Genomic DNA, 25598 nt, shown 5'->3' with positions numbered 1-25598 from the left:
CCCCACCGGAGGTGGTCACCCTGATCGATATCGAACCCGGCATGGTGGTGGCCGGCCGTTATGTCGTATCGACCGTCGACCGCCAGTGGCTTCCCGAGAAGCCCGAGGTCGGAGCCGTCTGCACCGGACTCGATGCGATCCTCGATGAACCCGTGCTCATCCTCGTCGCCGATGCCGATGACTCCAACGACGTTCTCGAAGCCGCCCGTCGCGTATCGATCCTCGGTGACCCGCGCATCGCCCCGACGCTCGACGTCGGACATTCCAATGGGCTGGACTACATCGTCATCAAGCGCATCGCGGTGACGCCGTTCAATCAGATCCTGCCGCGGTCTCCGCTGCCCGTCGACGCCGCGTGCGCGCTCATCGGCGAGGTCGGATCAGCGCTCGTCACCTCGGCCAGGCGGGGACTGTTCCACATGTTCCTGCGGCCGAGTGTGGTCGGACTGACCTCGAAGGGTGCGGTGGTCATCGCAGGCATCGGCATCGATGCGGCACTGGCGCTGGACACCGGGCTCGTCGAGCAGAAGGACTACACGCCGACGAAGGCGTCACGGCGAGACGCCCTGGCTCTCGTCCAGCTCTTCTACACAGCTCTGACCGGGTACTGGCCCGGCGAGGAGTCGTTCGACGGCATTCCTCCTGCGGAGAAGGAGAACGCCCGGATCGCCCGGGCACAGACGCTCAACCCCGACGTCCCTGACAAACTCGATGATTTCGTCAGCGGAATCATCACGGGTTCGGATCCCGGACCGGGTTCGGTCGCCGAGGTCCTCGGCTACATCGATGACTGGGATCCCGAACTGCTGCGCTACGTCAATCGTGCTCCGGTGGCGGAGAACGAGAACCTGTTCGATCAGTCGCCGCGCAGCTTCGACGAAGCCACCAGCCTGCCCGCTCCACGGTCGAAGACCATCGGACCCGGTCCCGAAGGATCGGCCAGCGCCAGCGAAGATCAGGTGCAAGCCGCCCTGGTACGCATCGGCATCACCCGTCCGGGAACGCGGGGACTGGCGGCCGGAGTGGTCGGACACACCACGGGCCGGTATGCAGACCGGATGCAGATGCGCGAAGCTTCGAGCTTCCCGATCGCCAAGGAACAGCTCGACAGCGCCGCCCAGGACTGGGAGGAATGGCAGCCCGAGCAGACGTACTCCGAGTACTCGGAGTACGCAGAGCACGAATACGACGAGAACCTCACGACCCCGATCATGAGCCGGGATGACGATTCCGATCCCGATACTCAGGCACTCGAGATCGTCCCCGAGAACGACGACGAAGGTGACGAGAACGATACCCGCGTGATCATGGACGACGAGGATGAGGACGACGGTTCCTGGTTCCTCGGCGGTATGTTCGAAACCAACGAACAGCAGCGCGAACATCAGCGACGTGAGTACGAACGTGAACGTCGCATCGCGAAGGCCAAGGAGGACGAGGCGCGCAGGCGTCTTGCCGCTTTCGAGGCGAGTTCGGCAGCCCGTCAGCAGGAAGCCAATGCTGCCGCCCCGCCGAAGGAGATGCGTCGACTGTCTCCGGACTCCGTTGACGATCGCAGCGCAGCCGATGATCAGAACGCCGTTGACGAGACCGGCGCCGAAGCGACCGCGAGCTCCTCATCCATCCGTCCTGCCGAGCGCAAGGCCGGCAGACCACGCCAGCAGCACAGCGATTCGACCGATGCAGAACAGACTGCGTCTGCAAAGAAGCGAAACAAGACCGCCGGGGCAGCAGGGGCTGCCGTGGCCGGAGCAGCTGCGGCGGGAGTTGCAGCAGGCGGTGCCGGCGGCAGAGCTGCTTCCGGTGGTGCAGGAAGAGGTTCCGGAGGATCCGGTTCCGACGAGCGTGATCCCTCGGCCACTCGCAAGCCCTTCCTGTGGTTGGTCCTCGTCCTCGCGGTCATTGCCGCAATCGTGCTCAGCATCGTCATCATCGGATTCAATTCTGGAGACGAAGAGTCCACACCGGTCTCCGAATCCTCGGCGCCGAGTGAACAGCCGACGAAGAAGGAAGAGAAGAAGACTCCGAAGGCGGATCCGCCGAAGATCGAAACCGTCGAATCCCTCGATCCCGAGGGCGATGGTTCTGAACACGACAGTGAAACCGAGAACGTCATTCCCAAGACCGACGGGTCCTGGAATACCGACCGGTACAACTCCGCGAGCTTCGGCAATCTCAAATCGGGTGTCGGTCTGCTCTTCGAGTTCGAGGATAAGACCACCATCAGCAAGGTGAAGGTGAAGTCGGGGAACTCCGGAGGGAAGTTCGAAATCCGCGACGGAGACGACCCCGAGGACGCGAAGGTCATCGGCGAAGGCGTCTTCGATGCCGACGGAGGTGTCACGGTGGAGTTCGATGAGGAGGTCGAGACCGACAAGCTCATCCTCTGGATCACCGACCTGCCGCAGACCGATGGCGGCTTCAAGGCCACCATCAGCTCCGTGAAGTTCTACTGAACCGGCAGGCAGGTTTCGCACCGGATGCGGGTGCGGAATAGTCCTCGGCACCGTACCGTTATAGATACGAACGTCATTTCGCGCGGCATTCCGCGGCGCACCGAGCAGAGCAGATAGAAGCAGGGAAATTTTCACATGACTGATACTCAACTGGTGATCATCGGATCGGGACCGGCAGGTTACACCGCGGCCGTCTATGCGGCCCGAGCGAACCTCGCACCAGTCGTCATCGCCGGCTCGGTGACCGCCGGCGGTGAACTGATGAACACCACCGATGTCGAGAACTTCCCCGGATTCCCTGCCGGCGTCCAGGGACCGGAGCTCATGGAGAGCATGCGCGAGCAGGCCGAGAAGTTCGGTGCCGAGGTCATCTACGACGATGTCGAGACTCTCAAGCTCAATCCGGGTGCTCACCAGATCGAGACCGCTCTGGGCTCGCGCTACACCGCAAAGGCCGTGATCCTCGCGACCGGTTCGGCATACCGCGAGCTCGGCCTGCCCAATGAGAAGAAGCTCTCCGGTCACGGAGTGAGCTGGTGCGCCACCTGTGACGGATTCTTCTTCCGCGATCAGCACATCGCTGTCATCGGCGGAGGCGACTCCGCACTGGAAGAGGCCACGTTCCTCACCCGCTTCGCGTCCAAGGTCACCCTGGTTCACCGTCGGCAGGAGCTGCGCGCTTCGCAGGCCATGCAGGATCGCGCGAACGCCGATGACAAGCTCGAGTTCCTTCTCGACTCCGAGGTCGCCGAGGTCCATGGTGAGGACTCTCTCACCGGCCTGACCATCCGCAACACGGTCACGGGGGAGACCTCCGAACTGCCTGTGACCGGCATGTTCGTGGCCATCGGATCCGACCCGCGTACGAGCCTGTTCGCCGATCAGCTCGAGATGCGTGCAGACGGGTACCTCAGTGTTGACGGCCGCACTTCGAAGACGTCTGTCGAAGGCGTCTTTGCGGCAGGCGATGTCATCGACTCCGTCTATCGCCAGGCGATCACTGCGGCTGGTTCGGGATGTTCGGCTGCGCTCGACGCCGAACACTACCTCGGTGATCTCGAGGCGGCGTCCAAGCCTGCCCTGGCCGAAGCTGCCGCAGCCGAAGCTCCCGTCGCTTCCTGACTTCGGTCGGCCGCTCGTACCCCTGCACTCCCGAGCACTTCGGGCCGAGCGGATACGCCGGGGAATGAAAGAACCGGTTCCACTGTTCTGCTAGAGACATTCGTTGTGAAGGAAGGTTACTCATGTCGACAGAAGTCACTGACGCAACGTTCGAAGAGAACGTACTGAAGTCCGACAAGCCCGTGCTCGTCGATTTCTGGGCCCCTTGGTGCGGCCCCTGCCGTATGGTCAGCCCCATCGTTGACCAGATCGCTGAAGAGCATGGAGACAAGCTCAACGTGGTCAAGGTCAACACCGACGAGAACCTCGAGACCGCAAGCACCTACGGAATCACGTCGATTCCGGCTCTCTACGTGTTCAAGGACGGCGAGGTCGCCAAGACTATCATCGGCGCACGTCCGAAGCCGGCCCTCGAGGATGAGCTCTCCGACTTCATCTGATCGAGTTCTAAGGCGCCTGTTGTACTATCAACAGGCGCCTTAGGCATTTCTGGACGACACCCCACACTGACCCTCGAACCGCATCACCGAAGATTGGCACCGCATTGACGAACACGAACTTACCGCGCTATACGCGCGGCGACATTTCCGAGATGCTGCCGAATATCAAAGCGCAGATGGCCCGTTTAGGTCTAGACGTCGGAGAAACAGAGACGCCAGACTTCGATCGAGCCTTCGAACTCGGAGTCAGGCAGTTCCAACAGGACCGCGGAATCCTCTGCGACGGTGTGTTGGGCCCTGAGACCTTTTCGGAGCTCGAGCAAGCTCGCTATCAGCTCGGCGACCGTGTGCTGCGATTCGACCCCGTTAAGGTGCTGACAGGGGATGACGTCGTCAACCTCCAGACCAAACTCGCGGGACTGGGCTTCTACCCGGGCCGCATCGACGCTGAATACGCGGCACTGACCGAAACAGCCGTCAAAGAGCTCCAGATGAGCCTCGGCACGAAAGTCGATGGAGTGACCGGTCCGCAGACGTTGCGAGGCCTCAGCGCAATCGACCGCAACCAGGACACCGGCAACCTCTTCGCTCTCCAGGAGCGCGCACGGGTAGCGGCTTCGGGCACTTCGCTCGTCGGTCGCACCTTCGTCATCGAAGCGGCAACTACAGTTGTAGACTTCCAGAATCTCCCGATGACCGAAGAGCAATCAGCTTTCGAGCGCCAGATCACTATCGATATAGCAAGTCGACTTGTTGGCAGGCTGGAGGCAATCGGAGCCGGAGCGATCCTCCTGGAAGGCGATGCGGTCGAGGTCAATCGAGCAGATACTCTTGGCGCATCAGCGGTCATCACTGTGACGGCCGACGTCAGCAAGTCCAAGGACGCCAACGGGATCGCTACCTTCTTCTTCGGACACGAGCGCCAATCCGATCTCAACTCTCCGACGGGGCAGAAGCTCGCCGAACTCATTCAAGGCGAGGTTATCGCGCGTACGGGTATGCTCGACTGCCGTACCCATGCTCGCACGTGGTCGTCACTCAAACGGCTGAGGACTCCGAAGGTTCATGTCGTCAGTGGTTACCTCACCAATCAAAATGACCTCGAGAGCCTCCAGGACCCCCAGGTCCGGGAAGCCATCGCAGATGGCATTGCCGCTGCTCTCCAACGCCTCTACATCTTTGAGGAAAAAGACCCTCAGACCGGAACACTCAGTCTGGACGCAATCAAAGCACTGAATTAGTCACCGACCTACCACATCTGGTTCTTCCGGGTCGTGCTCGATTAACGGAATACGGCGCTCTACTTTTCGTGAATTCAAGCATGATCAACTGAGCGAATCCGACTCATTGCTCAATTCTCACGCCGTGCCCGCCCTCTGATGTCTGCACGAACTCGTGCCTGATCGTCAGGGGCGGAGGACACAAGGTATCAGCGGCCCAACCTCTCGCCCAGGCAATCGCTGTCCATTCTGTACACAATAGGAATCGAGTCTGAATAGGGCAACAGTCCGACATCGCAAAGAGCACTCTCGGCAATGGACTCGACTGAGACGATAACTCCGCAAAGACTCAGTCACTGTTCGTTCCACGTGAAACGCCGAGATGATGACCGCTCTATTATGAGGGTCGCTAACTGCCGCAACGAATGTCACCAGACGCAGAGTCCAGACTGCTCGGAACACTGTCCGAGAACTACCGCGACTACACAATGCCAATTCCTCAACGATCTGCATGTTCCACGTGAAACCTGATAAGTAGCCAAACAAGATTCCAACCCAGATGACTAAAGCGGACTGAAGCCGCTGGCCCAATGGTAGATCACTAAGATACTTCACCTGCTTCGAACGCTCATAACGCAAACCTTCAAGCTGCGTGGGTGCCATCCGCTCTCTATTCCTCGGGGCGACCGCGACCGGTGGCTCCATGGCGACGTAGGTATACGAATAACCTTAGTTCCCGTCCGTTTCACGTGGAACCAATCAGCTGCGCACATTGTCATGTACGACCAAACGCGCCGCACCCGCCTCTATAAGGTTTCCACCTGATTCGAAGACCGAACGCCGCAACTTCGCAAAAAATTCATCGCGCAGCTTCGCCATCATAAGTTCCGAACCCCTACAAAGCGACCACTGAATACGGGGTTCGGTAGAAAGTCTAGGTCCATACTGTGTCTGAACTATCCCTAGAGGTCGGTTGCGTGTAGACGAATTGTTCAGTTATACCAATCGCAAAGTAATCAATACCTGGATTACCTGCCGGCCGAGCAACTTAAGCACCGGATAGAGGAGTAGGTAGAGAATGCCCCGTGTTTCACGTGGAACTGTTTGCTACCAGATCAGCAACCGGAATATCTCAATCGTTACAGCTTAAGGATAGATCGGGTTCCACCATAAGGAGTTCGCTTCCCCACACAACTGTGGCCAAGTAGAATCAGAACTCATTCTGTCTGTAAAACACTGCATCATCTGGCGGGAGGGAAAACGAAAGTATCTGAAGAATAGGCAATTAACCATTGGAAAGTGTTTCACGTGAAACTGTTCACGTAAGCGGCTACTCAAATCGCGCGGAGAAGCTCCAGGAATCTCACCTAAGCGCCTAACTAATTCCCACGGCAGATTCGGAATAAGCTGCCCTCGACCCCAATTCGCGGCCGTGGTCAGTAAGGACCGAGCTCGTCGATACAGAAGGCAACAAATACCCGTGGATGTGTGAACGCATCGACACAACGAGAACATCCCTTCCATCCAGCAGCAAAGCTGGCCTGCAGCCAAACAATGATTTCAACGACACGACCAGCAGGAAGAAAGACGCAGAGCGCCTCGAGCCATGCGTTCATAATCACGTACCCATGGCTCGAGGAATAGTCGTCAACACCGTCATTGCGGCTGAGAGCGCGACGCCGGATCAGCCCAATGTAAGTTTGACCGATCCACACAGCAGACTGGTTCCACGTGAAACCTCTGAACCTGGACAACCAAGTAAGTAAAAGCGCATGATATCCACCTGTATCGGATCATGTGATCGGAATCTATTGAAGATGCCGGGTTAACGGGCTGAACTACCACTATTAAGAAGCAGCTTGGTGCCCTGACTTTCAGAGAGTACGGCACATCCAAAAGGTCCGAGTGATAGATCAGCCACGTGTTCACCAAATCTGATGAGTTGGTCCAGAAACACACTTCATACTAGAGTCGTGGCCATCTGCCACGGCGTTTCACGTGGAACGTTAGACATGCTCGGCCTTCCGACGATTGAGCGCCGATATATCGCTCGCTCACCACCTCAACAAGCCTATGCGCTAGTGCTCCCTCATGGGGTGTGCATGCATTCTGTCTACTAAGACATCGGTACAAATCCTCTGAGTAGCAATCTCCATGCATATGGACGCTCCAGTCGTGCCGAACAATCCACTACGTATCTGTAAACCCACGACGGCCCTGCGTTAGCAAGTCCGAGGGATTGAATGATTGGAGATTGGTTGGCCTTGCCAGCGAGGACTTAATTTCCTCCGGGCGCACACTGTCTTCAACAGTCTCTGAACCACGCTCACTGATATGCCCAAAACCATGTTCCACGTCAAACATAATCAACGGACCGATAGTCATACTGAAACTTGCAGAAGCCTGTCTTCCCCACGAATCTGTTCTCGCCGCAGCATATCGCAACCGCAGTGAGTCACGGTGTTTCACGTGAAACGAAGACTGTCGGAGGCTCGTGTCTGTTCTTTACAGCGATCACTTGTTCTCGTGGGTTGCAAAGATGCGATTTGAAACGTCGGTTTCACGTGAAACAGCGATGTGGAGTCATACGGCATTTTCAACGTTTGGTAACTCAATGCAGTGGACTCTTTGGGAGTTGAAGATAGGAACTGATCGGTAGATTCAGTATCTCGCTCGTTATAACAGTAAGCGGCCGCAGCAGGCTCGCGAGACCGTTGCACGTGAAACCACCATGGGAACGCAACGAGGTTGGCCGAATCACTGCTGCACAGACCAATTGTTGCGCCCCTCGCCTTTCGAACAGACCGTCTGGATGCCCGAGACTCAATCCGAGCAACCAACAACTCGCAGTCAGAATGCGTCATAGACGAGCACGGCCTCCGCGGGAACACCCGCGGAGGCCAACTTACTGTAATATTCTGAGTTCAAATGACTTCGTCGTTTGACACTCCCAATAGACCGAGGATGCGATCCAAGTCCTCCTGATTGGCGAACTCGACACTCAGTTTGCCTTTGCGCTTACCCACGGAGATGTTCACCTTAGTCTCGAGCCGATCACCCAGGCGTTCCGCTACGGCCAGGAATTCTGGAGCTACCTTCGTCGTTGCACGTGAAACATTGATTGAATCTCCGCGATTGAGCAGCACAACTGCCTCTTCGGAAGCTCTGACAGACAGTCCTTCAGCAACGATCCGCTGCGCGAGTACTTCCATATGTTCGGGATCCCGCAGACCGAGGATAGCTCGGGCATGACCGGCCGAAATGACTCCGGCCGCGACGCGACGCTGCACGAGAGGAGGCAAGCGCAGAAGACGCAGGGTATTGGAAATCTGTGGGCGGGAACGGCCGATACGCTCGGAGAGTTCCTCCTGGGTGCATCCGAAGTCCTCGAGCAGCTGTCCGTATGCTGCCGCCTCTTCGAGCGGGTTGAGCTCTGCACGATGCAGGTTCTCCAGAAGTGCGTCCCGCAGGAGATCCGTATCTTCGACGTAACGGATGATTGCGGGAATCGTTGGGAGGCCTGCATCCTTCGTAGCTCGAAGGCGCCGTTCACCCATGATGAGTTCGAAGCGTGAGCGGTCGCTCGGCTTCTGTCTGACGACTACAGGCTGAAGGACACCGATCTCACGAATGCTGTGCACAAGCTCAGCCAACAGATCTTCGTCGAAGACGGTACGTGGCTGTCTGGGGTTCGCATCGATGAGATCGACGTCGATCTCACCGAACTCCGTATCCGGGATCGATTCAACTCCGTCGTATTCACCGGCCTCGTTGTCTACAGCGTCCTCCGTTGACTCGGGTTCTCCGGGCTCCTTTTCGGAGTCAGAAGAAGTCTCGTTCACGTTGGATTCAGGAGAGGCCGTATATGAGTCATCCGCTGCAGATGCGGACGCCGGCTGGTTCTCGGACTCAACGTCTTCCGCCTCAGAAGAGACTACATTAGTAGTACCCATCTCGATCTCACCATCAGCGTCCTCCACCGGTGCCGTGTCGCCCTGCTCGCTGTCGTCATAGTTGCGACCAGAAGACGTGTATACGCCCGGGTGAGTCTCACGAACATCATCCTCGGGGGACGGCACCGAAGCAGCCGCCCGTGCAGATTCCGACTCCTGGGTTGCAGCAGCGTGTGAGGTGTCCACAACGACTGACAGGGTGCTATCCGTCTGAGCTGATTCGGATTCTGAACCTGCGTTGGACACGGTTGCCGAAACATCACTGTCGCTGGTTTCCGGGCCAGTCACGACAGCAGGAGGGGAAGTCTTCCGCGTATTCGCAGTTGGCGTTGTAGAGGCCTTCTCGGCATTATCAGCATCGGACGTGGTCGGAGATGAACCAGCCTTCGTCTTCGGTGCCGTCGTTTTGGCAGCAGACGATGGTTTCGACGAGCTGCCCGCGTTCGCCTTCGCCGCACTCGCCTCGACCAACGCGGACTTCGCCGGGGTGGACTTGGAAGAAGCCGTCTTCGAACCTGTCGCCTTAGAGGTCGATGACTTGGTGCCAGACGTCGTGGAACCAGCCGTCTTAGAGGCGGTCGCCTTAGAGGCGGTCGACTTCGAGCCTGAGGTTTTGGCCGCGGAAGTCTTGGCAGGAGTGGATTTCGTCGCTGCCGTATTGGAAGTCGCCGACTTCGTCCCTGCGGCCTTGGTCTCGGACGTCTTCGATCGTGTCGTCGTGGATGATCCACCCTTTGATGATCCCGGCCTTGCAGTCGTCGGCTTCGCAGCGGCCGTCTTCGACACAGGCGCCTTCGTCTCTGTGCCTGTCTCGGATGTTTTGGTCGTCGACCGTGATGTGCCTGCTGACTTCGGCTTGCGACGTCGGGAAGACTGCATGGAGGCAGCCGGGTCTGTGCGCGCAGTCCGTGACGTCTTCGTCTCTCCCTTGTCGTCTTCCGTGTGCCCACCCGAGAAGAAGACATCGACCGGACGGTCGTTGGAGTTAGCGTCGGGGATCAATGCTCCGAGCCCGCGTCCCAAGCCCCTCTTTTTGCGTTCAGCCACGACTTACTCCTCGATTTGCAATTTCTTCAGCAGCTTCCCGATACGACAGGGCACCGCTGGAATGTGGGTCATATGAGATCACGGTCTGACCATAGCTCGGTGCTTCGGAGATCCTCACCGAACGCGGAATGGCAGTGCCGAGCACCTGCTCCGGGAAATGAGTGCGCACATCTTCAGCGACCTGAGCGCTGAGGTTGGTCCGCCCGTCATACATCGTCAGCAGAATCGTCGTGATCGCAAGTTCGGGGTTGAGGTGCTTCTGGATGAGCTGAATGTTCTTCAGCAGCTGGCTGAGACCCTCGAGTGCATAGTATTCGCACTGGATCGGGATGAGGACTTCCCGAGCGGCCACGAAGGCATTCACCGTCAGCAGACCGAGGCTGGGCGGGCAGTCGATGATGATATAGTCGACACGGTCTCCGGCTGCTTCCTCCTCCTTCAGATAGATGCCCAAGGCACGCTGCAGTCGCTGTTCACGTGCGACAAGGGACACGAGTTCGATCTCCGCGCCGGCCAGGTCGATGGTGGCCGGCACGCACTTGAGGGTTTCGAAATCAGGGCACTGTGCCACAGCCTCACGCATCGGCACATCATCGATGAGGACGTCGTAGATGCTCGTGACCTCGGAATAGTGGTCGATTCCCAATGCGGTGCTCGCATTGCCCTGCGGATCGATGTCGATGAGCAGGACATTCAGCCCCTGGTTGGCCAGGGCTGCGGCGATGTTCACCGCCGTCGTGGTCTTTCCGACGCCACCCTTCTGGTTCGCGATCGTGAAGATTCGGGTCGAGTCCGGCCGTGGAAAGGTCGTCTGCGACAGTCGATCCGCACGCCGGCTGTCCCGTGCAATCGCGGCACCAATGGGAGACGACTCATCCATGATCGGCATAGGGCGCACTCCATCATCCATCGGTTTCACAGGGCTCTGATCCAGCCTAGACCAACTCTACTTCGTACTATTTCTTCACGATCTCGACGACACGACTCGGAACCTCGAGGATGCCGCCGCCATCGACGACATGGATCTGAGGCTGGGACAGTCGATATCGCTTGATCAGCTTCTTCGCCTTGACCAGTTCGCCTTCCACCGAAGCTCCCTTGAGGGCGAGGATCCGGCCTCCGGGGCTGATGACTTCGCGGGTCCATTCGATGAGAGTCGTCATCGCCTTCACCGCGCGTGCGGTGACGACAGTGAACATCTCCTCGTCGACGAGTTCCTCGACCCGTGCGCGAACGATGCGCACATTCTTCAGGCCCAGGTCATCGACGACCAAGGTCAGCCATTCGATGCGACGTTCCATCGGTTCGATGAGGACGATCTTCGCCTCGGGGCGCATCAGTGCAATCGGAATTCCCGGCAGGCCGGCTCCGCTGCCGACGTCGCCGACGACATCGTTCTCACCGATGTACTCGGCGACCACAGCGCAGTTGAGGATATGTCGGGTCCACAGGCGATCGACCTCGCGTGGGCCGATGAGGCCCCACTCGATACCGGTCGTGGCCAGGTGCTCGGCATACCGCTGCGCGGCAGGAAACGCCGCACCGAAGTACTCTTCGGTACCGGACGGAGGGGTCTCGATCTCCGCTGTCGTCGACTCGTTCGAGAGTTCGATGTCGTTCTCGGGCTGATCAGTCATCGGCGAGCCGGATGACGACATGACGTCCGTCGCCCTCGCCCTCGGACTCCGAGACCAGACCGGCGCGGGCCACCTGGTCATGGATGATCTTGCGCTCGAAGCTGTTCATCGGTTTGAACGCGAACTCTTCGCCGCCGTCCTTGACCTCGTCGATCGCCCGCTTGGCCTTCTTGATCAGCTCTTCGCGTCGGCTGTTGCGGAAGCCGTCGATATCGAGCATGAGCCACGAGCGCTGACCGGTCTGAGTCTGCACGGCCAGTCGACTGAGCTCCTGCAGCGCACCGAGGGTGCGCCCTTCACGGCCGACCAAAGTGCCGAGGTTCGAGTCATCGTCGTCTTCGCAGATGATGGACAGCTGTGCACGGCCGTCGGCGACATCGATATCGATGTCCCCGTCGATATCGGCCAGATCCATCAGCTCTTCGAGGTAGTCCGCAGCGATCTCGCCCTCTTCTTCGAGGAGTTCGGCACGGCTCGGCTTCGTCGAGGTCTCCTCCGGAATCTGTTCGGAAGTCTCGTCGATCTTCTCTTCGGTCATGTCTGTCCTCAGCGCTTCTTGTTCTTCTTACGGTTCTTGCTCACAGGCTGCTGCCGCTGGCCGCTCTTCTTCGGAGCCTCCTCGGTGACGGTCGATCCCTTGATCTCTTCCTGCTTCACAGTCTTGCCCTTGCGAGCCTTGCGCTCAAGCATCTCCTTCTCGGCCTTCGAGCCGGGAGCGGGCATATTGCGGATGACCATGTGCTGCTGGGCCATCGTCCAAGTGTTCGAGACCAGCCAGTAGATGAGGACACCGAGCGGGAAGTAGATGCCGCCGATGCCGAAGACGAGCGGCATGACGTAGAGCAGCATCTTCTGCGACTGCATCATCGGGTTGGCCATCGCCGACTCCGACATGTTCTTCGCCATCATCTGCTTCTGAGTGATGAACATGGTGGCGGCCATGACGACGATGAGGACGCCGGTCAGCAGCTTGACTGCAACGCCGGGGTCTGTGAAGACAGCCGAAAGGCTGATGCCGAAGATCGAGGAGTTCTCGGCCTGAATCGCCAGCTGCTGTGTGAATCCGCCGATGGCTCCCACATCACCGGAGGCGACCTTCGGCATGTTGTGGATGACGCGGAAGAGGGAGAAGAAGATCGGCATCTGCACGAGCAGCGGCAGACACGATGCCCAGGGGCTCGTCTTGTTGTCGCGGAACAGCGCCATCTGCTCTTCGGCCATGGCCTGGCGCGAGTACTGGTCCTTCTTGCCTTTGTACTTCGCTTGCAGGCGCTGGATCTCCGGCTGCAGCAGCTGCATCTTGCGCTGCGACTTGATCTGGTAGACGAAGAGAGGGATGAGGAGAGCGCGGATGACCACGGTCAGTCCGGCGATCGAGAGCACCCAAGTCCAACCGCTGTCGGCTTGGAGACCGATTGCGGTAAAGATCTCGTGGAAGATCGCGAGGATCCAAGCAACTACCCACTGCAGCGGGTAGAGCAGCTTGTCCATCCAGTCCATTCAGTTCTCCTCGTTACACCGATTCTTGCGCGAAGTTCATTTTGCCATTGTTCACAGGTCTGCGCGACACGACGTGTGGCCCCAGACAGTCCGCTTGATCGCGCTCGCGAGCGGACTGCGAATTCAGTATGTTCAGCTGTGTGCCTGACCGCGATGGATGGTCTTCGACCTGGCCTCCCGGGCCGATCCCGGCACATGGTCGACGCCACCGTGCGACCACGGATTGCAGCGCAGTATGCGCCACCCAGTTAACACCACTCCCTTGAGAACTCCGTGTATCTCGAAGGCTTCGAGACCGTACATGGAGCAGCTGGGATAGTAGCGGCACACTTGGCCGTAGAGAGGCGAGATCACGATCCGATAGGCGCGGATGAACCAAACGAACGGCATCCTCGGGCCGACCATGATTATCCAGCCGAGTGTGGGCCAGAAACCGGCCGGCCGACGAGGCACCTCGGAGACATGTTTCAGATCATGCTCGGCGTCCACGACGTTCCAGCTTCTTCTCTGCCTTGACCAGCAGCTCGTCGACCTCGGAAGACAGAACAGCGAAGTCGGTCTGTCCCGCATGCGGCAGCGCCCGGATGACGAACAGCTCTCCTGCTCTCAGCTCGCCGAGACGCGCACGCATGATCTCGCGCAGGCGACGCTTGGTGCGGTTGCGCACCACGGCGTTTCCGACGGCCTTGGATACGATGAAACCCACGCGCGCAGCGTGGGTATCATCGGTGTCTCTCAGGCTGTGCGCCATGAGATGCTCGGAGCGCACTCGGACCCCGGCTCTGAAGATTCGTCTGAAGTCTTCGCCGCTGCGGATCCGATGTGCCGCGTCAAGCATGCTCAGGCCGAAATGTCGGAACGTCCCTTGCGACGACGAGCAGCCAGGATCGAGCGGCCAGCGCGAGTGCGCATACGCAGGCGGAAGCCGTGCTTCTTGGCGCGCTTACGGTTATTGGGCTGGAATGTACGCTTGCTCACTTCAGTCTCCGATTTCTAGGTTGCGGATGAACGCCGGTGCGTTCTCACAAAAAACGGCGGTGCGAGTCTCGACCGCCGAGCACTCCTGTGCATAAGAGCCAAAAGATAATCAGGATAATCGGATGAAGCCCGGTACACAGGACACTCCATCTTAGCGAGGCGGAATCCGAGCGGTCAAACGGGATCCGCATGTTTCACGTCACGCTCGCCCGAAATTCATCACCGTACGCGTTTCCGTCACCAGAGCCCATCCACAAGTCACACCCATGTAGTTTTCCACAAGCTTATCCACGAGTGTGGAGATTCACTGGGCTGACTCGGCATTAGTCCACATTCTGTGGAAAACTATGTGGAAGTCATGCACAGGTGTGGATCACGCCAGAACGAAATTTTTTGAAAGCTGAGGAAATGTGACGGTGTCGAATTCCAAGAATGAGCTCATCAGCCGCTGGTACACGGTTGTCTCAAACCTGGAAAAGGACCCAGACCTCACGGCCCATCAGAAGGGGTTCCTCTCTCTCGCCGTGCCCAAGGCCCTCGTCGACAATGCCCTCGTCCTTCTCGCCGTGCGCGACGAACACACCCGCCGCACCATCGAGACCAGGCTGCTCGTCCCCCTGACCAGCGAGTTCTCCAAGGTCCTCGGTTTCGAAGTGACTTTCGGCTTCGTCGTCGATCCTGAACTCGACGTGCCGATCCGCTTCGAAGACCTCATCGGAGAGCCGACCCCGGGAACGCAGGTTCCCATCGATCCGGTCACCTCCACCTCGGCGACGGGTTCCCCTGAAACCACCCCCACCGAGGCGGCCGAATCGGTGCGGCCGACCCCCGCCGACCAGCCGACACCCGGATACGCCCAGCCGAATCAGGGCCAGCCCGCCGCACAGACTCCGCAGGCGCAGACAAGCACACCGCCGGCGACGCAGATGCCGACCCAACAGCAGCCTCAGGCTCCGTCCGAATCGGGGATGACCGACCGTGAGATGAAGATCGCCGAGGCGACCGCCGCCCCGATGGGTCCGCCCATCGATGCTCCCGGCGTCGCTCAGCTCAACCCGAAGTACACCTTCGACACCTTCGTCATCGGCGCATCCAACAGGTTCGCCCACGCCGCGGCATTCGCCGTCGCCGAGGCTCCGGCCAAGGCTTACAATCCTCTGTTCATCTATGGGGAGTCGGGACTGGGCAAGACCCACCTGCTCCATGCGATCGGCTACTACGCGACTCAGCTGTTCCCCGAGATCCGCGTGAAATACGTCTCGAGCGAAGAGTTCGTCAACGACTTCATCAACACGATCGGTTCGTCGAAGACCTCCAATGCCCTGCGTCCGGCCTTTCAGCGCCGCTACCGTGAGGTCGACATCCTTATGATCGACGATATCCAGTTCCTTCAGGGCAAGGATGCGACGGTCGAAGAGTTCTTCCATACCTTCAACGCTCTGCACAATGAGGCCAAACAGGTCGTCATCACCTCCGATCAGCCGCCGAAGATGCTCAAGGGCTTCGAGGAGCGGTTGCGCTCCCGCTTCGAATGGGGTCTGCTCACGGATGTGCAGCCGCCGGATATGGAGACCCGATTCGCGATTCTGCGCCGCAAGGCCGCAGCCGAAGCGCTCGACGTCCCCGATGACGTCCTCGAATACATCGCCTCCCGGGTATCCTCGAACATCCGCGAGCTCGAAGGCGCCCTCATCCGCGTCACCGCCTTCGCCAACCTCAACGATCAGCAGATCGACGTCTCCCTGGCCGAGACCGTCCTCAAGGACTTCATCACCCCCGATGACACTCCGGCAGTCACCGCCGCAGACATCATGGGCCAGACCGCTGCCTACTTCAGCCTCACCCTCGATGATCTGTGCGGAACCTCCCGGTCCCGGACGCTGACCACGGCCAGACAGATCGCCATGTACCTGTGCCGTGAGCTCACCGACCTCTCCCTGCCGAAGATCGGTCAGGCGTTCGGTGGACGCGATCACACCACCGTTATGCATGCGAACAAGAAGATTCGAACTCAGATGGCCGAAAGAAGGGCCGTCTACACGCAGGTCACCGAACTCACAAACCGCATTAAACAACAGCACCGCCTATAGAAAACGTCATACACATCTGTGGATAACCCTGGGGACAATTGCTCACAGCTGGGGACAGAGCGGTGGACAGAAGCGCCCAGTGGGTGGAAAGATGTGAACTACACGCTTGTGTTTACCCAAGCGCCCACGGACGGCTCCGTCGCGGTGCACATGACTTCCACAAGTCCATAACCGGTCAGAACCCTTGATTACTCTGGAGTAAACAGCACTTATCCACAATCTCCACAAGTGCTGATACTTCTACCAAGTGAATTCAACTCTCAAGAGGGCGACCGCCACCGACTGCTGCGGTGGGTGAGCTTCGAGCTCACGACCTCGAGTTCGGCACGACTTCAGAGCTGTCGGATATTCGAACACAGGATCTCAGCTGATTCTCGAATGCGAGATTCACCCTCTGAGCACCCTTTTCGGCTGGCACTCCTGAGGTGGGCACAAATCGGATAGGCTGTGTAAAGTTTTCCGAGCAGTATCGAGCCTGTGACTCGCAACCCGGAATCTTGTGCCAGATGCCCAGTGCAGGTCGGGTGGCCACCCCGAAGGAGTAAAGTGAACGCGGAAGCATCCCCCTTGAAGTTCAAAGTCAATCGCGACGTGCTCGCTGACGCTGTTGCCTGGGCGACCAAGACTCTGCCCAACCGTCCTTCCGCTCCGGTCCTCACCGGCATCCTCATCACCGCCGAAGCCGGTGGCAACGTGCGTCTGGCCGTCTTCGACTACGAGGTCTCCTCCCGTGTTGAGATCGTCGCCGATGTCGCCTCTGCCGGAACGGTCCTCGTCTCCGGTCGCCTGCTCGCAGACATCTCCAAGGCGCTGCCGAACCAAGAGGTCACTCTCGAACAGATCGATGCGAAGGTCGACGTCACCTGCGGATCCTCCCGCTTCTCGCTGATGACGATGCCCGTGGCCGAGTACCCCGATCTGCCGCAGATCCCCGAGGACTCCGGCACCGTCTCTGCAGGTGAGTTCCAGAACGCCGTCTCACAGGTCACGATCGCAACCTCTAAAGACGACACCCTGCCGATCCTCACCAGCGTGCGCGTCGAGATCGAGGGCGAAAAGGTCACGATGCTCGCCACCGACCGCTACCGGCTGGCCGTTCGCGAATTCACCTGGAACCCGGGACGTCCCGACGTCTCGGCCGTTGCTCTGCTGCGGGGACGCACACTCTCCGATGTCTCGAAGTCCCTCGGCGGAGATGTCACCATCGGTCTGAGCACCGACGCTGGCAAGGATCTGATCTCGTTCACCTCGGCGGGCCGAGTCACCACGTCGCTGCTCATCGAGGGCGAATACCCCAAAGTCCGGTCGCTGTTCCCGGATTCGGTTCCGATCCATGCCATCGTCGAGACCGCTGTACTGCGTGAAGCCGTCCGCCGTGTCTCTCTTGTGGCCGAACGCAACACTCCGCTGCGCTTCGAGGTCACCGACGGGATGCTCACCCTTCACGCCGGCACCGGTGACGACGCTCAGGCGTCCGAAGCTGTCGAAGCCACTCTCCAGGGCGACGAGATCACCGTCGGCTTCAACCCGCACTACATCGCCGAGGGCCTCGCCGCTGTCGAGAGTCCGTACGTCAACTTCTCCTTCACTCAGCCGATGAAGCCGGTCATCATCTCCGGGCAGAAGGAACTCGACGGTCCTGCCGACGAGTCCTATCGCTATCTGCTCATGCCCACGCGCATCTGAATGTGGATATCCCGACTCTCCCTGCGTGACTATCGGTCGTATCCGGAGCTCGACCTCGTGTTCTCCCCCGGAGTCACCACATTCGTGGCCGACAACGGGACCGGTAAGACCAATATCGTCGAGGCGATCGGGTACCTGGCACATCAGCGTTCGCACCGGGTCGCCTTCGACGCTCCGCTCGTCCATGACGGCCGACCGGCCGCGACGGTGTCCGCACTGGTCAACCGGGATCAGCGTCACGCCACCGTCGAGGTGACCATCCAGGCCAAAGGCGCCAACCGGGCCCGGGTCAATCGCAATGCCGTGAAACTCAAAGACATCCTGGGACTCGTCTCCTGCGTCGTCTTCGCTCCGGAGGACCTCAGCCTGGTGCGCGGCGAACCGGCCGAACGCCGATCCTGGATCGACACCCTCGTCGTGGCACGCAATCCCCGCTTCGCCTCGATCATCACCGACTTCGAACGAGCCCTCAAACAGCGCAATGCTCTTCTCAAACGGCTCCGCGAGGATCGCGATCCCGGCCTCGAGGCGACTCTCGACATCTGGAACATGGCCTACGCGGACTCCGCGGCCGAACTCGTCTTCGGTCGGCAGCGGATCCTCGCCGATATCGTCGAACCGCTGCAGACGAACTTCGCCTATATCGCCGCCGATGCCAGGCTGGAACGGCAAGGTGCCCATATCGCCTACGATTCGCGCATCGACTATTCGCAGGCCGAATCCGCTGCCGAATGCAGGGAACTGCTGCTCGAAGCCCTCGACCGTCGCCGGACGACGGAGATCGAACGCGGACTGACCCTGCACGGACCCGGCCGCGATGACCTGTCGCTGATGATCGGGACCCATCCGGCGAAGGGCTACGCCTCCCACGGAGAGACCTGGTCGCTGGCGTTGGCCATGCAGCTGGCTGGCTGGGATCTGCTCTCCGCCGATGCCGGGAGCGCCGCCGAACAGCCGATCCTCGTCCTCGACGACGTCTTCGCCGAACTCGACACAGGTCGGCGTCAGCGTCTGGCCTCCAGAGTGACATCGGCCGAACAGGTGTTCATCACCGCCGCCGTCGATTCCGATCTGCCCGACGGCCTCGAAGGAATCCGGATCGACCAGTCCCGGCTCCTGCAGAGCAGCGCATCATGAGCGGCATCGCCCGGGACTTTTCCACTCCCGTCGCCGCGCTCGAGGCCCTCGACCGAGTGAGGCGGATGGAGGTCAGCGAAGCGAAGTTCGTCCGCAGCCGGCGACGCTCCCGACTGCGCGGCGAAGTCGTCTACTCGGGATCGGGCAGAGACGGCCGTGACCCGAAGTCGGTGTCATCCGTGCTCGGCTCGCTCATCTCCGAACGCGGCTGGTCGTCCTCACTCGACATCGGCAAGGTGCTGGGTCGGTGGCCGGACCTCGTCGGGCCCCAGGTGGCCCAGCACGCGACTCCCGTCGACTTCTCTCCCCCGCTGCTCGTCATCGCAGCGGACTCGACGACCTGGGCGACCCAGCTGCGGGTTCTCAGACCGACGATCCTGCGCAAGCTCGAGGAAGGGCTGGGCTCGGCGACGATCACCGAGATCGAGATCAAGGGGCCGCAGGGGCGCAGTTTCAAACGCGGCCGACGTTCGGTGGCCGGCCGCGGACCCCGGGACACATTCGGGTGAACCGGACGGCCGCCTCGGCGAAATTCCGGGATGCGGCCCTGCATTTCTGAGAAGAACACAGAAGGCCTTAAACGGCCATAGGCGCTCCCTTACCTGTCAGGGGGTACATCTGCGGCACGAAAATTCCGGAAATATGCCTTCACAGGCCTCTTACGGGCATTTCAGCGCGCGGCGCGGTAGAATGGAGAGCTGATAGCGACCATCCGAACAAGGAGTCATATGACGACCGAGGATCAGCCTCATTATGATGCCGGCGACATCACTGTGCTCGAGGGTCTCGAGGCAGTCCGGAAACGACCCGGCATGTACATCGGTTCGACCTCGGAACGCGGTCTGCACCATCTCGTTCAGGAGATCGTTGACAACTCCGTCGACGAGGCGATGGCCGGCTATTGCGATCATATCGAGGTCACCATCCTTGCTGACGGCGGCGTCCGCGTCTCCGACGACGGCCGTGGAATGCCTGTGGCCATGCACCCGACGGAGGGCAAGCCGACAGTCGAGGTGATCCTCACGATCCTCCACGCCGGCGGAAAGTTCGGCGGCGGCGGATACGCCGTGGCCGGCGGTCTGCACGGTGTGGGTTCGACCGTCGTCAACGCCCTGTCCGAACGGCTCGAGGTCGAAGTCAAGCGTGACGGCTATGTGTGGACGATGGACTTCGTCCGCGGTGTGCCCACCGGCGAACTGCAGCGCGGCGAGGCGACCGATGCGACCGGCACCACCGTGACCTTCTGGCCGGACGGCTCGATCTTCGAGACCACGGACTTCTCCTACGAGTACCTTCGTGCGCGCTTCCAGCAGATGGCCTTCCTCAACAAGGGACTGAAGATCAGCCTCACCGATGAGCGTCAGAACGAGGTCGATGACGACGAGGTCCAGATCGACGAGGACGAGGCGAGCGAGTGGAAGCCGCGCACCGTCACCTACGAATACGCGAACGGCCTGCTCGACTATGTCGAGTACCTCAACTCGGCGAAGAAGGCCGATCTCGTCCACCCCGATGTCATCGTCTTCGAAGCCGAAGAGGGCGAACAGACCCTGGCGCTCGAGATCGCGATGCAGTGGACGACGTCGTACAACGAGTCCGTTCACACCTACGCCAACGTCATCAATACCCACGAGGGCGGCACTCACGAAGAGGGCTTCCGCACGGCACTGACCTCCCTGGTCAACGCGTATGCGAAGGAACAGAAGCTGCTGCGTGACAAGGATCCCAACCTCACCGGCGACGACATCCGCGAGGGACTCACGGCCGTCATCTCCGTCAAGCTCGGCGACCCTCAGTTCGAAGGTCAGACGAAGACGAAACTCGGCAACTCCGAGGTCAAGGGCTTCGTCCAGCGTGTGGTCCGCGACGAACTCGGTCACTGGCTCGAGTCGAATCCGGCTCAGGCCAAGGACGTCGTCCGCAAGGCGCTGCAGGCCTCCCAGGCGCGGTTGGCCGCCCGCAAGGCCCGTGAAGCCACTCGCCGCAAGGGACTGCTCGAATCCTCGGGCATGCCCGGCAAACTCAAGGACTGCCAGTCGAAGGACCCTTTCGTATCCGAAGTCTTCATCGTCGAGGGTGATTCGGCCGGCGGCTCGGCGACTCAGGGCCGCAACCCGAACACCCAGGCGATCCTGCCGCTGCGCGGAAAGATCCTCAACGTCGAAAAGGCTCGACTCGACCGGGCGCTGGGCAACAACGAAGTCCAGGCGATGATCACGGCCTTCGGCACCGGAATCGGCGAGGAGTTCGATCTCGAGAAGCTGCGTTACCACAAGATCGTCCTCATGGCCGACGCCGATGTCGACGGTCAGCACATCACGACCCTGCTGCTTACGCTGATCTTCCGGTACATGAAGCCTCTCATCGAGCACGGCTACGTCTACCTCGCCACCCCGCCGCTCTATCGCATCAAGTGGTCGAATGCCCCGCACCAGTTCGCGTACACGGACAAGGAGCGCGACGGACTGCTCGAGACCGGGCGGGCCGCTGGCAAGCGACTGCCCAAGGACCTCGCGATCCAGCGCTACAAGGGTCTGGGCGAGATGAACTACGAGGAGCTGTGGGAGACGACGATGGATCCCGACCACCGGCTGCTCAAGCAGGTGTCGCTCGACGACGCGATCGTCGCCGACGAGATCTTCACCGTCCTCATGGGCGATGACGTGGATTCGCGTCGTCGCTTCATCCAGGAGAACGCGAAGGACGTCCGCTTCCTCGACATCTGAGCCTCCGTCCTCACCGGGGCAGCCGCCTCGGTGAGGGTGGGGATCGGATGCACCACCCCCATACTTTGAACGTACCAATCGCCCCCGCACACGGCTGAGATCCAGCCGAACACGGTTCGAACACAAGGGAAGAGCCCACATTGGCCGACGAGAACGATATCGGAACAGAAATCAACCGGATCGAACAGGTTGATCTCAACCTCGAGATGCAGAGGTCGTACCTCGATTACGCGATGAGCGTGATCGTCGGCCGTGCCCTGCCCGACGTGCGCGACGGACTCAAGCCCGTCCACCGCCGCGTGCTCTACGCGATGTTCGACGGCGGCTACCGCCCCGACCGCAATTTCTCCAAGTGCTCCCGCGTCGTCGGTGATGTCATGGGCCAGTACCATCCGCACGGTGACACGGCGATCTACGACGCCATGGTCCGCCTCGTGCAGCCGTGGACGATGCGCTACCCGCTCGTGTCCGGTCAGGGAAACTTCGGCTCCCCGGGCGACGACGGAGCCGCCGCACCGCGTTATACCGAGTGCAAGATGGCGCCCCTGGCCATGGAGATGGTCCGGGACATCGAAGAAGGCACCGTCGACTTCCAGGACAACTACGACGGCCGCAACCAAGAACCGATGGTTCTGCCCTCCAGGTTCCCGAACCTGCTGGTCAACGGCTCGGCCGGCATCGCCGTGGGCATGGCCACGAACATTCCTCCGCATAACCTGCGCGAGGTCGCCCAGGGCGCCCAGTGGCTGCTGTCGCATCCGGAGGCGAGCAAGGAAGAGGCTCTTGAAGCCCTCCTCGGCATCATCAAGGGACCCGACTTCCCGATGGGCGCAACGGTCCTCGGCCGCAAGGGCATCGAGGACACCTATCGCACCGGGCGCGGTTCGATCACCCAGCGCGCCGTCGTCGAGGTCGAGGAGATCCAGGGTCGCACCTGCCTCGTCGTCACCCAGCTGCCGTACATGGTCAACCCGGATACCCTGGCCGCGAAGATCGCCTCCTATGTCAAGGACGGCAAGGTCGCCGGTATCGCTGATCTGCGCGACGAGTCCTCGGGTCGCACCGGTCAGCGCCTGGTCATCGTGCTCAAGCGCGATGCCGTGGCCAAGGTCGTGCTCAACAACCTCTACAAGCACACGTCGCTGCAGGAGAACTTCTCCGCGAACATGCTTGCCCTCGTCGACAGTGTGCCGCGCACGCTGAGCATCGACTCGTTCCTGCGTCTGTGGGTCAAACACCAGATCGAAGTCATCGTCCGTCGCACGCAGTTCCGTCTGCGCAAGGCCGAGGAACGCGCTCATATCCTGCGCGGCTACCTCAAGGCCCTCGACGCCCTCGACGAGGTCATCGCCCTGATCCGCCGCTCCCCGTCTTCGGACGAGGCGCGGACCGGACTGATGGAGCTGCTCGAGGTCGACGAACTCCAGGCCAATGCGATCCTCGACCTGCAGCTGCGCCGACTGGCCGCCCTGGAGCGTCTGAAGATCCAGGAAGAGGCCGAGAAGATCGAAGCCCTCATCGCCGAGTACAACCACATCCTGGCGACCCCGTCTCGTCAGCGCGAGATCGTGTCCGAGGAACTCGACGAGATCGTCGAGCGCTACGGTGACGATCGCCGCACGAAGATCCTCGCCGGATTCGACGGTGACGTGTCCATGGAAGACCTCATCCCCGAGGAAGAGGTCGTCGTCACGATCACCCGGGGCGGTTATGCGAAGCGTACCCAGACCCACCTGTACCGGGCCCAGCACCGCGGGGGCAAGGGCATCAAGGGCGCGGCACTGCGCGGCGATGATGTCGTCGAACAGTTCTTCGTCACCTCCACCCACAACTGGCTGCTGTTCTTCACGAACACCGGTCGCGTGTACCGCGCCAAGGCCTATGAGCTGCCCGAGGGCTCACGGGATGCCAAGGGCCAGCACGTGGCGAACCTGCTCGCCCTACAGCCGGGTGAGTCGATCGCACAGGTGCTGTCGATCCGGGACTACGAGGAAGCCGACTTCCTCATCCTCGCCACCCGTTCCGGTGTAGTGAAGAAGACCCGCCTGAGTGAATACGATTCGAACCGCACCGGCGGTGTCATCGCCATCAACCTGCGCGAATACAAGGGTCAGCCCGATGAGCTGGTCTCGGCTCGCATCGTCGGCGCCGATGACCACCTGCTGCTGATCTCGCGCAAGGGCATGTCGATCCGCTTCGCCGCCGATGACGAGTCGATCCGACCGTTGGGCAGGGTCACCGGAGGTGTCACCGGTATGAAGTTCAAGGACGACGACGAGCTGCTCACGATGGACGTCGTCCAGCCCGACACCTATGTCTTCGTCGTCACCGAAGCCGGGTACGCCAAGCGCACCCCCGTCGACGAGTACCGTCTGCAGGGCCGTGGCGGTCTGGGAATCCGGGTTGCGAAGATCACCGAACAGCGCGGAGACTTGGTAGGCGGGCTCATCGTCGAAGACGGTGAGGAGGTCCTCGTGGTCATGGAGCGCGGTAAGATCGTTCGGTCGAGCATCGATGAAGTTCCGGCAAAGGGACGCAACACCATGGGTGTGGTGTTCGCGAAACCGGACAAGAAAGATCGTATTATCGCAGTGACCCGTGGGCCCGAAGCCGAGGTCGAAGACGAGATCGAAAGCGAAGACGATGCCGAAGTCCCGGAAGGTGAGGTCGCAGAGCCTCAGGCCGGCAACGAGGATGTGGAAGAGTGAGCGATAGCAAACAGCCAGGCTCAGGAAAGATCATACGCACGTCGAGCGGCTCGACCCGTCTGACGGCCGGTTCGTCGAAGTCAGACGAGAAGTCGGCTGGCGCAACCGGATCGGGCTCGAACTCCGGGTCCGGTAGCGGCTCCTCGGGTCCGAACAGCCAGAACGCCACCGTTGTCGCACCTCCCGCACCGAAGGCATCGCCGAAGCCCAACCGCGCTCCCTCGGCCGGGTCGACTCCGTCGGCACACACCGGCTCCCAGGGATCGGGTGCCCAGACCGGATCTCAGGGATCCGGCGCACCGGCTTCCGGTTCGCAGGGATCGGGCTCCCAGGGATCGGGCGGCGGCAACCGCACCGCCACCTCGGTGATGGGAAATGCCGCGAACACCGTCCGCGCCAGCTCCGGCAGCGTGAAGATGGGTGTGAAGAACATGGTCGAGGGCGGGAAGGACAAAAAGAAGAAGGGCCCCCGAACCGTCCGCCTCACTGTCTCCGCGGTCGACCCGTGGTCGGTCATGAAGATGTCGTTCCTCATGTCCGTGGCGATCGGCATCGCCACGATCGTCGCCTTCGTCGTGCTGTGGGTCGTGCTGCAGGCTACGGGTGTGATGAGCGGCCTCGAGTCGACGATGAGTGAGCTCGCCGGCGCAGAGTCGGCCGAGCGGATCGTCGGCATCTTCGGCTTCGGCCGAGTCGTCGCGGCGGGCTTCATCATCGCGGTCATCAACATCGTTCTGATGACGGCGCTGTCGACCTTGGCAGCCTTCATCTACAATATCGGTTCCCTCATCGCCGGCGGATTCAGCCTCACCCTCACCGACGACTGACCCTCCCCACAATTGCTACCTGACGGGGGCTCAGCAACCTCGCGCGAGGTATCTGGGCCGCCGTCAGGTAG

20 protein-coding genes are annotated in these 25598 nt (G+C 60.6%); 12 read left to right on the top strand and 8 right to left on the bottom strand.

Going from position 1 to position 25598, the window contains the following annotated elements:
- The first annotated feature begins 11 nt into the window (after positions 1-11).
- From BLU88_RS02690 to BLU88_RS02675, 4 genes are all read left to right on the top strand, one after another.
- A complete protein-coding gene (locus BLU88_RS02690) occupies positions 12-2456 on the top strand; it encodes a protein kinase family protein (RefSeq protein ID WP_092009768.1) in 2445 nt (814 codons plus the stop codon).
- Between the two features lie 135 nt (positions 2457-2591).
- Entirely contained in the window at positions 2592-3578 is a 987-nt protein-coding gene (trxB, locus tag BLU88_RS02685; protein WP_092009766.1) for a thioredoxin-disulfide reductase, read from the top strand.
- Between the two features lie 122 nt (positions 3579-3700).
- On the top strand, positions 3701-4018 hold the full coding sequence (gene trxA, locus BLU88_RS02680) for a thioredoxin (protein ID WP_039211718.1): 318 nt from the start codon (positions 3701-3703) through the stop codon (positions 4016-4018).
- Between the two features lie 104 nt (positions 4019-4122).
- Complete coding sequence (locus tag BLU88_RS02675; RefSeq protein ID WP_231939547.1) at positions 4123-5259, top strand: N-acetylmuramoyl-L-alanine amidase; 1137 nt, start codon at positions 4123-4125, stop codon at positions 5257-5259.
- Positions 5260-8162: 2903 nt separating this feature from the next.
- On the opposite strand, the gene BLU88_RS02670 is transcribed toward BLU88_RS02675, so the two are convergent.
- Positions 8163-9479 (bottom strand): ParB/RepB/Spo0J family partition protein, encoded by a 1317-nt coding sequence (locus BLU88_RS02670; RefSeq protein WP_231939546.1) that lies wholly within the window; start codon positions 9477-9479, stop codon positions 8163-8165.
- Here BLU88_RS02670 and BLU88_RS18475 point away from each other — a divergent pair.
- Positions 9430-10314 carry a hypothetical protein gene (locus BLU88_RS18475; RefSeq protein WP_231939545.1) on the top strand — a complete coding sequence of 295 codons (885 nt, stop codon included), beginning with the start codon at positions 9430-9432 and terminating at the stop codon, positions 10312-10314. The genes BLU88_RS02670 and BLU88_RS18475 overlap by 50 nt on opposite strands.
- Here the strand turns inward: BLU88_RS18475 and BLU88_RS02665 are convergent.
- The 7 genes from BLU88_RS02665 to rpmH form a co-directional block, all read right to left on the bottom strand.
- On the bottom strand, positions 10231-11127 hold the full coding sequence (locus BLU88_RS02665) for a ParA family protein (RefSeq protein WP_039211713.1): 897 nt from the start codon (positions 11125-11127) through the stop codon (positions 10231-10233). The genes BLU88_RS18475 and BLU88_RS02665 overlap by 84 nt on opposite strands.
- A 67-nt stretch (positions 11128-11194) precedes the next feature.
- Positions 11195-11875, bottom strand: coding sequence for a 16S rRNA (guanine(527)-N(7))-methyltransferase RsmG (gene rsmG / locus BLU88_RS02660; protein ID WP_092017083.1), 681 nt, complete (start codon positions 11873-11875; stop codon positions 11195-11197).
- Positions 11868-12413, bottom strand: coding sequence for a Jag family protein (locus BLU88_RS02655; protein WP_092009764.1), 546 nt, complete (start codon positions 12411-12413; stop codon positions 11868-11870). The genes rsmG and BLU88_RS02655 overlap by 8 nt, the downstream gene beginning before the upstream one ends.
- Positions 12414-12421: 8 nt before the next feature.
- Positions 12422-13375: a membrane protein insertase YidC gene (gene yidC, locus BLU88_RS02650; RefSeq protein WP_092009762.1), complete on the bottom strand. Its 954-nt coding sequence runs from the start codon at positions 13373-13375 to the stop codon at positions 12422-12424.
- A gap of 132 nt (positions 13376-13507) precedes the next feature.
- Positions 13508-13864: a membrane protein insertion efficiency factor YidD gene (gene yidD, locus BLU88_RS02645; RefSeq protein WP_231939544.1), complete on the bottom strand. Its 357-nt coding sequence runs from the start codon at positions 13862-13864 to the stop codon at positions 13508-13510.
- Positions 13848-14213 carry a ribonuclease P protein component gene (gene rnpA, locus BLU88_RS02640; RefSeq protein WP_092009761.1) on the bottom strand — a complete coding sequence of 122 codons (366 nt, stop codon included), beginning with the start codon at positions 14211-14213 and terminating at the stop codon, positions 13848-13850. The genes yidD and rnpA overlap by 17 nt, the downstream gene beginning before the upstream one ends.
- Before the next feature lie 2 nt (positions 14214-14215).
- On the bottom strand, positions 14216-14353 hold the full coding sequence (gene rpmH / locus BLU88_RS02635) for a 50S ribosomal protein L34 (protein ID WP_039211706.1): 138 nt from the start codon (positions 14351-14353) through the stop codon (positions 14216-14218).
- A gap of 416 nt (positions 14354-14769) precedes the next feature.
- Here rpmH and dnaA point away from each other — a divergent pair, with 416 nt between their 5' ends.
- From dnaA to BLU88_RS18470, 7 genes are all read left to right on the top strand, one after another.
- On the top strand, positions 14770-16443 hold the full coding sequence (dnaA, locus tag BLU88_RS02630; RefSeq protein WP_092017081.1) for a chromosomal replication initiator protein DnaA: 1674 nt from the start codon (positions 14770-14772) through the stop codon (positions 16441-16443).
- A 546-nt stretch (positions 16444-16989) separates the two neighbouring features.
- Positions 16990-18129 (top strand): DNA polymerase III subunit beta, encoded by a 1140-nt coding sequence (gene dnaN / locus BLU88_RS02625; protein ID WP_197678180.1) that lies wholly within the window; start codon positions 16990-16992, stop codon positions 18127-18129.
- Positions 18130-19266, top strand: coding sequence for a DNA replication/repair protein RecF (recF, locus tag BLU88_RS02620; RefSeq protein WP_092009759.1), 1137 nt, complete (start codon positions 18130-18132; stop codon positions 19264-19266).
- On the top strand, positions 19263-19775 hold the full coding sequence (locus tag BLU88_RS02615; protein WP_092009756.1) for a DUF721 domain-containing protein: 513 nt from the start codon (positions 19263-19265) through the stop codon (positions 19773-19775). Before recF ends, BLU88_RS02615 begins: the two co-directional genes overlap by 4 nt.
- A 219-nt stretch (positions 19776-19994) precedes the next feature.
- Positions 19995-21992 (top strand): DNA topoisomerase (ATP-hydrolyzing) subunit B, encoded by a 1998-nt coding sequence (gyrB, locus tag BLU88_RS02610; RefSeq protein ID WP_092009754.1) that lies wholly within the window; start codon positions 19995-19997, stop codon positions 21990-21992.
- A 140-nt stretch (positions 21993-22132) separates the two neighbouring features.
- Positions 22133-24700 carry a DNA gyrase subunit A gene (gene gyrA, locus BLU88_RS02605; RefSeq protein ID WP_092009752.1) on the top strand — a complete coding sequence of 856 codons (2568 nt, stop codon included), beginning with the start codon at positions 22133-22135 and terminating at the stop codon, positions 24698-24700.
- Complete coding sequence (locus tag BLU88_RS18470) at positions 24697-25527, top strand: DUF3566 domain-containing protein (RefSeq protein ID WP_231939543.1); 831 nt, start codon at positions 24697-24699, stop codon at positions 25525-25527. The genes gyrA and BLU88_RS18470 overlap by 4 nt, the downstream gene beginning before the upstream one ends.
- Positions 25528-25598: the final 71 nt, after the last annotated feature.

It is taken from the genome of Brevibacterium siliguriense (assembly GCF_900105315.1).
GTDB lineage: Bacteria > Actinomycetota > Actinomycetes > Actinomycetales > Brevibacteriaceae > Brevibacterium > Brevibacterium siliguriense.
This window is presented reverse-complemented; position numbering and strand designations above follow the sequence as displayed.

Coding starts and splice junctions, on each gene's coding strand:
- trxB (WP_092009766.1), top strand. CDS start 2,592: ATGACTGATACTCAACTGGTGATCATCGGATCGGGACCGGCAGGTTAC.
- trxA (WP_039211718.1), top strand. CDS start 3,701: ATGTCGACAGAAGTCACTGACGCAACGTTCGAAGAGAACGTACTGAAG.
- BLU88_RS02665 (WP_039211713.1), bottom strand. CDS start 11,127: ATGCCGATCATGGATGAGTCGTCTCCCATTGGTGCCGCGATTGCACGG.
- rsmG (WP_092017083.1), bottom strand. CDS start 11,875: ATGACTGATCAGCCCGAGAACGACATCGAACTCTCGAACGAGTCGACG.
- BLU88_RS02655 (WP_092009764.1), bottom strand. CDS start 12,413: ATGACCGAAGAGAAGATCGACGAGACTTCCGAACAGATTCCGGAGGAG.
- yidC (WP_092009762.1), bottom strand. CDS start 13,375: ATGGACTGGATGGACAAGCTGCTCTACCCGCTGCAGTGGGTAGTTGCT.
- rnpA (WP_092009761.1), bottom strand. CDS start 14,213: ATGCTTGACGCGGCACATCGGATCCGCAGCGGCGAAGACTTCAGACGA.
- recF (WP_092009759.1), top strand. CDS start 18,130: ATGTGGATATCCCGACTCTCCCTGCGTGACTATCGGTCGTATCCGGAG.
- BLU88_RS02615 (WP_092009756.1), top strand. CDS start 19,263: ATGAGCGGCATCGCCCGGGACTTTTCCACTCCCGTCGCCGCGCTCGAG.
- gyrB (WP_092009754.1), top strand. CDS start 19,995: ATGACGACCGAGGATCAGCCTCATTATGATGCCGGCGACATCACTGTG.